This window comes from Stenotrophomonas sp., assembly GCF_059505245.1.
On the sequence record NZ_JCACKF010000042.1, the window covers coordinates 87,086 to 97,077 of the forward strand.

The following is a 9,992-nucleotide window of genomic DNA, read 5'->3' on the forward strand; positions in this document are numbered from 1 at the left end:
GTCGCTTACGGCAGGACGCCCAGCAGCTCGACGTCGAACGTCAGAGTCGCGTTCGGGCCGATCGGGCCACCCGGGGTGCCGTTCTCACCGTAGGCGAGCTCGCCCGGGATCCAGAAGCGGTACTTCGAACCGACCGGCATCAGCGCGACGCCTTCGGTCCAGCCCTTGATCACCTGGTCCAGGCCGAACTCGGCCGGCTGGCGACCATAGGAGCTGTCGAACACGGTGCCGTTGAGCAGCTTGCCTTCGTAGTTCACGCGCACCTTGCTGCTCGGCAGCGGACGCTCACCGCTGCCCGGGCGGATGACTTGGTACTGCAGGCCCGACGGGGTGGTCACCACGCCCGGCTGGGTCTTGTTCTTGGCCAGGAACGCATTGCCTTCCTCGCGGTTGGTCTGCGCGGCAGCGGCGGCCTTGGCCTGCATTTCGGCCTGCTTGCTGCCCATGAACGCCTGGATGGTGGCGGTCGCGTCAGCTTCCGTCATCTTCGGCTGACCCTTGCTCAGGCCGGTGCTGATCGCGTCAAACAGCGAGGCGACATCGATGTCGTCCTTCAGCTGTGCCAGCGACGGGCCGACCGAGTAGGAACCGATCATCTGCGACACCTTGACGCGGTCGACCTTCGGCGGCTGCGAACCCGGCGCCATGCCCGGCACCTGCTGCCCGCTGCGGGCCATCACGACCTGGCGCAGTGCGGCATCGGTGGCCTTGGCCTGTTCCTGGGTGATCTGCGGCTGCAGGCCTTCGAACGAACGTTCCACGGCGGTGCGCAGCGCGGCCACATCGATCTCATCGGCGATCGGGGTGAACGACTTGGCGACGTCCAGGCCGATGGCGTAGCCGAGCTTCTGCTTGGGGGAATTCAAGGTTGCGGTCTCCTTGGCGGCTGCGGGGGCAGCCGGTTGTTGCGACAGAGCGACACCCGAAGTGCCCATCGCCAGAATCAGAACCGACGCCGCGGCGCCGCGCATTCCCATCTTCATTCGCTGCATTCCTGGAAGTGTCTGGGCGCCGACGTCGGCGCGAAAAGAAGCATTGTCGCACGCATGCCGTCGATGTCGAGGCATCCGTGCCGGATATCAATGCGTAGGAGCGACGGCCAGCGCCTTGTCGATGGCGGCGGTCAGCTGTGGATCGTCCGGCGTCACCTTGCTGGCGAACTGGGCGATGACCTTGCCATCGCGGCCGACCAGATATTTGTGGAAGTTCCAGCCCGGCGCCACGCCGGTGGCTGCGGTCAACCGCTGGTACAGCGGCGTGGCCTCCGCACCGACGACGTGCACCTTCTCGAACATCGGGAACTTGACGCCATAGGTAAGCGTGCAGAAATCCTGGATCTGCTTCTCGTCACCCGGTTCCTGGCCCTTGAAATCGTTGGACGGGAAACCCAGCACGGCAAAGCCGCGGCCGGCATAACGCTTCTGCAGCGCCTCCAGGCCTTCGTACTGGGGGGTATAGCCGCACTTGCTTGCGGTATTGACCACCAGCAGCACCTGCCCGTGGTAGCGCTGCTGCAGGTTGACCTGCTGCTTGCTGGCCAGCGGGCGATAGTCCAGGTCCAGCAGATCGGCCGCCAGCACATGGGCGGAACCGGCCAGGCCGGCCACCAGCAGGGTCAACAGGGACAGGCCGCGCAGTCGGCGCGGGACAACGGTCGGCAGGGGCATCGAGAGCAGTCCGCGGTAGCCATTCACAGGGCCGGCCGATAGCGGCCGGGAATCGGCCGAACTATAGCACCGGGCTCCGTTGCCCCTTGTTGCGGCGGGTGCCGGCGGCTTTGCGTGGCGTGGCCTTTCCCGGGAGGACCCACCCTCAACGGCGCAGGGATGACATAGCATGGACAACGCTGAATGGAAGGCAGGGCGTGATCGCCCCGCGCGACAATTCCATTTCCCTTTTCAATCAAGGGGATAAGGGGATATTTCAGCGGCTTGACCACCCCTGCCATCAGTTGGGCACGGCAAGGGGTTGCACGTAGGCGTGCCGGTGTTATAGTTGCATACAACACCAGTCACCTGAGACAGGGGGAGCCATGAACGCCCGGATCCGTCGCAACCTCACCGCACCCGCGGCCGCTGCCGTTTCGACCCTGATCGTGCTGGCCTGGCTGGCCATGCCAACCGCCCCCGCCTCCGCCGACAGTGCGCAGGATGCATCCGTTTCGCCGGCCGGGAACGCCGATTCCTCCCCCCCTCCCCCGCGTCGGCTGCACAGCTCCCTGTCCATGCCGTATTTCTCGTTCGCACAGCCGCTGACCCCACGGAGCTGAATATGAGCGACATCCAGTGGAGCGACGGCGCTCCCATCTACCGTCAGTTGAAGGAGCGCGTGATCGCCATGATGCTCGACGGAATCCTCAAGCCGGGCGATGCCCTGCCTTCGGTGCGCCAGGTGGCCGCCGACTACCAGCTCAACCCCATCACCGTTTCGCGCGCTTACCAGGAACTGGCCGATGAAGGCCTGGTCGAGAAGCGCCGCGGCCTGGGCATGTTCATGACCGAGCAGGCGGCCACGCAGCTGCGCAGCAGCGAGCGCGAGCGCTTTCTCAATGAAGAATGGCCGGCGGTGCTGGAGCGCATCCAGCGCCTGGGCCTGAGCCTCGACGAATTGCTGCCCCAGGGGAAAGTCTGATGAATAGCACTGCAAGTGAACCGGTCATCACCGCCCGAGGCCTGCGCAAGGCCTACAAGACCACCGTGGCCCTCGACAATGCCAGCTTCAGCATTCCGAGCGGGCGCATCGTCGGCCTGATCGGGCCCAACGGCGCCGGCAAGACCACCGCGCTGAAGGCCATCCTCGGCCTGACCTCGGTGGAAGGTGAGTTGAGCGTGCTCGGCCGCGACCCGCGGCAGCACCGCGACGCGCTGATGAACGACATCTGCTTCATTGCCGACGTCGCCGTGCTGCCGCGCTGGCTGAAGGTCCGCGAAGCGATCGATTTCGTCGCCGGTGTCCATCCGCGCTTCGACCGTGCCCGCTGCGAGCGTTTCCTGGCCAACACCAAGCTGCAGCCGAAGCAGCGCGTGCGCGAACTGTCCAAGGGCATGATCGTGCAGCTGCACCTGGCGCTGGTGATGGCCATCGATGCGCGCATCCTGGTGCTGGACGAGCCCACCCTGGGCCTGGACATCCTGTACCGCAAGGAGTTCTACCAGCGCCTGCTGGAAGATTATTTCGACGAACAGAAGACCATCATCGTCACCACCCACCAGGTGGAGGAGATCGAGCACATCCTCAGCGACGTCATGTTCATCCGTGATGGTCGCATCGTGCTCGATGCAGAAATGGACGATGTCGGCCAGCGCTACACCGAGCTTCTGGTCAACGCCGACCAGCTGGAGACCGCGCGTGCGCTGAAGCCGATCGACGAGCGCAGCCTGACGTTCGGCAAGACCGTAATGCTGTTCGACGGTGTGCCGCGCACCCAGCTCTCCACCCTTGGCGAGACCCGCAGCCCGGGCCTGGCCGATCTGTTCGTCGCCATCATGAAGGGGACCTACGCATGACTGCCGTCAACCACCCCGTCAGCCCGATGGGCACCCTGCGCTGGCTGCTCAAGCGCGAGTACTGGGAGAACCGTGGCGGTTTCCTGTATGCGCCGCTGATCGCCGGCCTGATCTCGCTGGTGATGAGCACCGTCGGCATCGCCTTCGGCCTGTTTGCACTGAACCGTGCAGCACGCAACGGCGCACTGCATGTCGACGGCGAGAGCGTGAACATCAACGGCCTGGACCTGGCCCTGCTGACCCGCGACATCAGCGCCAAGGACCTGGCCGACCTCGGCAACGGCCTCGACCTGACGCTGGTGCTCAGCTCGGCCTGGCCGTTCCTGGTGCTGGCCTTCGTGGTGTTCTTCTACTGCCTGGGCGCCCTGTACGACGACCGTCGCGACCGCAGCATCCTGTTCTGGAAGTCGCTGCCGCTGTCGGACACCCAGACCGTGCTGTCCAAGGTGATCAGCGCACTGGTCGTGGCCCCGCTGATCGCGGTGATCGCCGGCATCATCACCATGTTCGGCTTCATGCTGGTGATCAGCATCGTCGCGCTGATGCACGGTGGCAGCCCGATGACCCTGATCTGGGGCCCGGCCAGCCCGTTGACCCTGGCCGCCGGTCACCTGGCCTGGATTCCGGTCTACGCCCTGTGGGCCCTGCCCACCGCCGGCTGGCTGCTGCTGTGCTCGGCCTGGGCCCGCACCAAACCGTTCCTGTGGGCGGTGATGCTGCCGCTGTTCGCCGGCGTCATTGTCAGCACCACCAAGGTGATGCCGTTGATCGGCCTGACCACCGGCTGGTTCTGGCAGAACATCGTTGGCCGCCTGCTGCTGGGTGGCGTGCCGGGCACCGACCTGGTGTATCGCCTCAGCGCCGAGGAAGGCACGCGTCGCGATCTCGAATCGGTGGTCAGCCTGATGTCCCCGGCCTCGCAGCTGAAGTCGCTGGCGATGCCGGAACTATGGATCGGTGCCGCCGTCGGTGTCGTGTTCATCGTCCTCGCCATCCGCCTGCGCAAGCGCGCCGGCGAGATCTGATTCCATCCACCCGGAGGCACCACCCATGCGTTCCCTGCTCGCCTGTTCTGCGTTGTTGCTGTTGCCTCTGTCGGCGCTGGCCGCCGATGCTCCGAACTGCAAGTTCACCGCCGCCCGCACGCTGAAGCTGGATGTGTCCGGCGCCAAGGCGGTGGTGCTGGAGGTGAACCAGCATGACCTGAAGGTCGTCGCCAGCAAGGGAGGTGGCCAGCTCGATGGCCGCGCCTGCGCCTCCAGCCAGGAATGGCTGGACCAGCTGGTACTGGAGCAGCGCAGGGAAGGCGACAAGCTGGTCGTCAGCCTGCGCCGCGACGGCCGCCACAGCGGCATCAGCCTGGGCAACAGCTATGCCTGGCTGGACATCCGTGGCAGCGTGCCCGACAACCTGCCCCTGCAGCTCAAGGTCGGCTCCGGCGATGCCAGCATGGACAACGCCCAGTCGCTGAGCGTGGACGTCGGCTCGGGCGACGCGATCGTTCGCGGCACCCGCGGCAGCATCCACGCAGCGGTGGGTTCGGGTGACCTGGACATCGACGGTGGCGGCTCGCTGAACCTGCTGTCGCTCGGCTCCGGCGACGTCAAGGCGCGCAACATCAGCGGCGATGCGGTCACCGGCACCGTCGGCTCCGGTGACCTGAAGATCAGCGATGTCCGCGGCAACGCCCGGCTGGACACGGTCGGTTCCGGCGACATCGGGTTCAAGCGCGTGCAAGGCAACGTCGAGGTCGGCGTGGTCGGCTCGGGCGATGTCGACCTGTCCGACATCGGCGGCAACGTGCACGTGCGCAGCCATGGTTCGGGCGACATCCAGGTCGACGGCGTGCGCGGCAGCCTGACCGTCGACCACAGCGGCAGCGGCGATGTCGGCCACCGCAACGTCGGCGGCACGGTCACCCTGCCCCGCAACAAGTAACCGCCACCGGACCAATTCGAGGGAGTTGCCATGAACCTGCTGCGCCTGCTGCCTGCCATCCTGCTGTGCCTGCCGCTGATCGCCTGCGGCGGCACTTCTTCCACGCCCGACAAGACCGTCGGCAAAAGCGTCGCCGAAGCCACCAGGGGCGTCGGCCAGACCGTCAAGGAGGCCATGGTTGATGCCCGGAAGGACATTACCCAGGGCAACATCAACATCTCCGCCGACAAGCAGCCGCGTGCGGAGATCACGCCGGATGGCCACCTGCTGATCGACGGCAAGGACGTGCCGGCCAACGAGGCCCAGCGCCAGCGGTTGCTGGAGTACCGCGGCCACGTCGTCGCCATTGCGATGGACGGCATGGATGTCGGCCTGGCCGGCGCCAAGCTCGGCGCCAGCGCTGCCGGAGAGGCACTGAAGGGCATCTTCAGCGGCGACAGCGAAGGCATCGAGAAGCGGATCAATGCCGAGGCGGAGAAGATCGAAGCCCAGGCCAAGCGCATCTGCAACCGCTTGCCGGCGATGCTGGCCAGCCAGCAGGCACTGGCGCGCGAGCTGCCGGCGTTCAAGCCCTACGCAACGATGGACCAGAGTGACGTCGACGACTGCGGCAAGGACACCGTGGTCAAGCGCTAGGCCTGTGACAGATCAGCGCACCCGGCCGGCAGCGGCGCCCCGCTGCCGGCCGTCGTGCGCGGGCCGGCTTACAATGGCGGCCCCGGAGGCCCCCGAACCGAATGCCATGAAGAAGTTGTTCCTGCTGCTGGCCGCCCTGCTCTGCCTGGGCCTGGTCGGCTGTGACAAGGATTACCGCAACCACCGCGCCGAGCGCGGCAAGCCAAAGATCTCCGTCAGCGAAGGCATGGTCACTGTGCGTCGCCCGCCGGCGCCGAACATCATCATCCTCGGTGATGGTTCGATGAAGGTGGACGAGATCCAGATTCCGCTGGACGAGGCACAGAAGCAGATGCTGCAGACCATGTTCGGCAAGCTGCAGGTGCTGCGCCAGAACACCCTGGTCGCCGCCCCGGCCGATCCCAACATGCAGCCGGTGAAGATCCAGCCGCCGGAAGGCATGGAAGTGATCCCGGCCGACCTGGTCCAGCGCATCCCCGAGTTCAAGGACTACACCGACACCTTCGGCAACATCGTCGCCGACCGTCGCTGAAAAAACGCCGCCCCTGGGCGGCGTTTCCTCTTGTAGAACCGAGCCCATGCTCGGCCCAGGTCCAGGAAGCAACCGAGCATGGGCTCGGCCCTACGACCGGCAGATCAACCGCCGCCGCCACCGCCCCCCGCGTGGATGCCACCGGCAGTCAGTGCGGCCGGGTCCAGCAGGCGGCGCAGCTCGGCTTCATCCAGGCCGCTGTCCTCCAGCGCGACATCCAGCACCGGACGCTGCTCCTTGTAGGCACGCTTGGCAATCGCCGCCGCCTTCTCGTAGCCGATGATCGGGTTCAGCGCGGTGACCAGGATCGGGTTGCGCGCCAATGCTTCGGCAACGCGATCCTCACGCACCTTCAGCCCGGCAATCGCGCTGTCGGCCAGCAGGCGCGACACATTGGCCAGCAGGCCAATGCCATCCAGCAGGTTCACCGCGATCAGCGGCAGGGTGACATTGAGCTGGAAGTTGCCGGTCTGCCCGGCCACGGTGATCGCGGTGTGGTGGCCGATCACCTGCGCGCAGGCCATCACCGTCGCTTCCGGAATCACCGGGTTGACCTTGCCCGGCATGATCGAGCTGCCCGGCTGCAGCGCCGGCAGTTCGATCTCGCCCAGCCCGGCCAGCGGACCGGCGTTCATCCAGCGAAGATCGTTGGCGATCTTGATCAGCGCCACCGCCAGTGCATTGAGCTGGCCCGACAGTTCCACCGCGTCATCCTGTGCGGCCAGGCCCTCGAACTTGTTCTCGGCGCTGTCGAACTTGAACCCGGTCTGCTGCTTCAACGCCTTGGCCACCTGCGCGCCGAAGCGCGGGTCGGCATTGATGCCGGTACCGATGGCGGTGCCGCCCAGCGGCAGCCGGCGCACACGCTTGAGGCTGTCTTCGATGCGTTCCTGTGCCGAGGCCAGCTGTGCCGACCATGCGCCGAACTCCTGCTCGAAGGTCAGCGGCATCGCATCCATCAGGTGCGTGCGGCCGGTCTTGACCACCTTGCGCAGGCTGCGGCCCTTCTTGTCGAGGGTCTTGCGCAGGTGCACCAGCGCCGGCAGCAGCTGCTCATGTGCCGCCAGTACCGCCGATACGCGCAACGCGGTCGGGATCACGTCATTGGAGCTCTGCCCCTGGTTGACGTGGTCATTGGGGTGCACCGCGGTCTTGCCCGCCTTGCCGGCACGGTTGGCCAGGGTGGCGATGACCTCGTTGGCATTCATGTTCGAGGACGTGCCAGAACCGGTCTGGTAGACGTCGATCGGGAACTGCGCGTCCCAGGTGCCGGCGGCCACTTCGGCGGCAGCGGTCTGGATGGCCTTGGCCACGTTCTTGGGCAGATGGCCCAGCTCGGCGTTGACGCCGGCGGCAGCGCCCTTGACCAGGCCCAGGGCACGGATGAAACCGCGCGGCATGCGCTGGCCCGACACCGGGAAATTCTGCACGGCACGCTGGGTCTGCGCGCCCCACAGGGCGTCGGCAGGCACCTGCAGCTCGCCCATGCTGTCGTGTTCGATTCTGAAACCCTTGCTTGCAGCTCTGCTCATTGCATCAACTCCGCACTACTTCAGTTGGGGAAAGGGAAGCGGCGGCTGGCAGGGTGTCGCTTCCCGGGCTGGCGGCTGCGCCAACGATACTCCCTTGCCCGCAGCGTGGGATGACGAGGACGGGCCAGATCGTTCCGTCCGCAGGGCCGTTGTGCGTGCGCAAGGGTAGTGCCGGCCGCTGGCCGGCAAGCCATGGCGGCGTGGGCCGGGCGTGGTTGCCGGCCAGCGGCCGGCACTACCTGACCGGCACGTCGTAGAATATCGGCCCCGCCGCTCGTCCCAGCCCTGCCGACATGTCCGATTCCGCCCTGCTCGCCCTGTCCCCGCTCGATGGCCGCTATGCCGGCAAGGTCGACGCCCTGCGCCCGATCTTCTCCGAGTACGGCCTGATCAAGGCCCGCATCACGGTCGAGGTGGAATGGCTGCTGGCCCTGGCCGCCGAGCCGGGCATCGTCGAACTGGCCCCGTTCTCCGACGCTGCCATCGCCCGCCTGCGCGCGCTGGCCGCCAGCTTCAGCCCGGCCCAGGCCGCGCGCGTGAAGGAGATCGAGCGCACTACCAACCATGACGTCAAGGCGGTGGAGTACTTCATCAAGGAACAGCTGAAGGACGACGCCGAGCTGGCCCCGGCGCTGGAATTCGTGCATTTCGCCTGCACCAGCGAAGACATCAACAACCTCAGCTACGGCCTGATGCTGGAACAGGCCCGCCGCGAGGTGCTGTTGCCGACCCTGGACGGCATCGCCAGCACCCTGCGCACCCTGGCCCACACCCAGGCTGGCCAGCCGATGCTGTCGCGCACCCACGGCCAGACCGCCTCGCCGACCACCCTGGGCAAGGAGCTGGCCAACGTGGTCGCGCGCCTGGAGCGCCAGCGCCGGCAGATTGCCGCGGTCGAACTGACCGGCAAGATCAACGGCGCGGTGGGCAACTACAACGCCCACATCGCCAGCTACCCGGACGTGGACTGGCCAGCCTTCGCCGAGCGCTTCGTGACCGGCCTGGGCCTGGTGTTCAACCCGTACACCACGCAGATCGAGCCGCACGACAACATCGCCGAGATCGGTGATGCCGCACGCCGCGCCAACATCATCCTGATCGACCTGGCCCGTGACATCTGGGGCTACGTTTCGCTGGGCTACTTCAAGCAGCGCCTGAAGGAAGGCGAAGTTGGTTCGTCGACGATGCCGCACAAGGTCAACCCGATCGATTTCGAGAATGCGGAAGGCAACTTCGGCATCGCCAACGCGCTGTTCGAGCACTTCAGCGCGAAGCTGCCGATCAGCCGCTGGCAGCGTGACCTGACCGATTCCACCGTGCTGCGCGCACTGGGCACCGCGTTCGGCCACAGCCAGGTGGCACTGGATTCGCTGGCCAAGGGCCTGGGCAAGCTGGAAGTGAACCCGCAGCGCCTGGACGCCGATCTGGACGCGGCCTGGGAAGTGCTGGCCGAGGCCGTGCAGACGGTGATGCGCCGCCACGGCCTGCCGAACCCGTACGAGCAGCTGAAGGCGCTGACCCGCGGCCAGGGCATCACCGCCGAGTCGATGCGTGCGTTCGTGCAGGGGCTGGAGCTGCCGGCGGATGCGAAGCAGCGCCTGCTGGAGATGACCCCGGGCAGCTACACCGGCCTGGCTGAGTCGCTGGCGAAGAAGATTTAAGGGGATTCCTTTGCGGCGGCGGCCGCGGGCGCTGCCTGCGGCAGGCAGCGGCAACGGCAATAGCAACGTCAAGAGCGGCTCTGGATTGCTGCTAGCTGGGTGGGGCGGGTGGTGGCAGCGGGGGGCGGGGTGGAAACATAGTTTGGGGGTGTTTTGGGCGATAGGTGGGGGGAAAGGTGGAGCTGGG

At 66.6% G+C, this 9,992-nt stretch carries 11 protein-coding genes; 8 read left to right on the forward strand and 3 right to left on the reverse strand.

Annotation, left to right across the window (positions count from 1 at the left end; translation table 11 throughout):
* Positions 1–5: 5 nt before the first annotated feature.
* Entirely contained in the window at positions 6–983 is a 978-nt protein-coding gene (locus AC5JLE_RS16115) for an FKBP-type peptidyl-prolyl cis-trans isomerase (RefSeq protein WP_032962085.1), read from the reverse strand.
* A gap of 96 nt (positions 984–1,079) precedes the next feature.
* Positions 1,080–1,667: a glutathione peroxidase gene (locus AC5JLE_RS16120; RefSeq protein WP_014647689.1), complete on the reverse strand. Its 588-nt coding sequence runs from the start codon at positions 1,665–1,667 to the stop codon at positions 1,080–1,082.
* 365 nt (positions 1,668–2,032) lie between these two features.
* On the opposite strand from AC5JLE_RS16120, the gene AC5JLE_RS16125 reads away from it, so the two are divergent.
* The 7 genes from AC5JLE_RS16125 to AC5JLE_RS16155 all read left to right on the forward strand — a co-directional run bounded on the left by AC5JLE_RS16125 (position 2,033) and on the right by AC5JLE_RS16155 (position 6,612).
* Positions 2,033–2,269, forward strand: coding sequence for a hypothetical protein (locus AC5JLE_RS16125; protein WP_049408559.1), 237 nt, complete (start codon positions 2,033–2,035; stop codon positions 2,267–2,269).
* A 2-nt stretch (positions 2,270–2,271) separates the two neighbouring features.
* Positions 2,272–2,631, forward strand: a complete 360-nt coding sequence (locus AC5JLE_RS16130; protein WP_005410261.1) for a GntR family transcriptional regulator — start codon at positions 2,272–2,274, stop codon at positions 2,629–2,631.
* Positions 2,631–3,506, forward strand: coding sequence for an ABC transporter ATP-binding protein (locus AC5JLE_RS16135; RefSeq protein WP_014647691.1), 876 nt, complete (start codon positions 2,631–2,633; stop codon positions 3,504–3,506). The genes AC5JLE_RS16130 and AC5JLE_RS16135 overlap by 1 nt, the downstream gene beginning before the upstream one ends.
* Complete coding sequence (locus AC5JLE_RS16140; RefSeq protein WP_046431579.1) at positions 3,503–4,531, forward strand: ABC-2 transporter permease; 1,029 nt, start codon at positions 3,503–3,505, stop codon at positions 4,529–4,531. The genes AC5JLE_RS16135 and AC5JLE_RS16140 overlap by 4 nt, the downstream gene beginning before the upstream one ends.
* A 25-nt stretch (positions 4,532–4,556) precedes the next feature.
* On the forward strand, positions 4,557–5,444 hold the full coding sequence (locus tag AC5JLE_RS16145) for a GIN domain-containing protein (protein WP_496065468.1): 888 nt from the start codon (positions 4,557–4,559) through the stop codon (positions 5,442–5,444).
* 30 nt (positions 5,445–5,474) lie between these two features.
* Positions 5,475–6,080 (forward strand): YggN family protein, encoded by a 606-nt coding sequence (locus AC5JLE_RS16150; RefSeq protein ID WP_496065469.1) that lies wholly within the window; start codon positions 5,475–5,477, stop codon positions 6,078–6,080.
* Positions 6,081–6,186: 106 nt separating this feature from the next.
* A complete protein-coding gene (locus AC5JLE_RS16155) occupies positions 6,187–6,612 on the forward strand; it encodes a hypothetical protein (protein WP_014647695.1) in 426 nt (141 codons plus the stop codon).
* A gap of 104 nt (positions 6,613–6,716) precedes the next feature.
* Here the strand turns inward: AC5JLE_RS16155 and AC5JLE_RS16160 are convergent, their stop codons facing one another.
* Positions 6,717–8,144, reverse strand: coding sequence for a class II fumarate hydratase (locus tag AC5JLE_RS16160; protein ID WP_032962093.1), 1,428 nt, complete (start codon positions 8,142–8,144; stop codon positions 6,717–6,719).
* A gap of 293 nt (positions 8,145–8,437) precedes the next feature.
* Between AC5JLE_RS16160 and purB the strand changes: the two genes are divergently transcribed.
* On the forward strand, positions 8,438–9,805 hold the full coding sequence (gene purB, locus AC5JLE_RS16165; RefSeq protein ID WP_496065470.1) for an adenylosuccinate lyase: 1,368 nt from the start codon (positions 8,438–8,440) through the stop codon (positions 9,803–9,805).
* Positions 9,806–9,992: the final 187 nt, after the last annotated feature.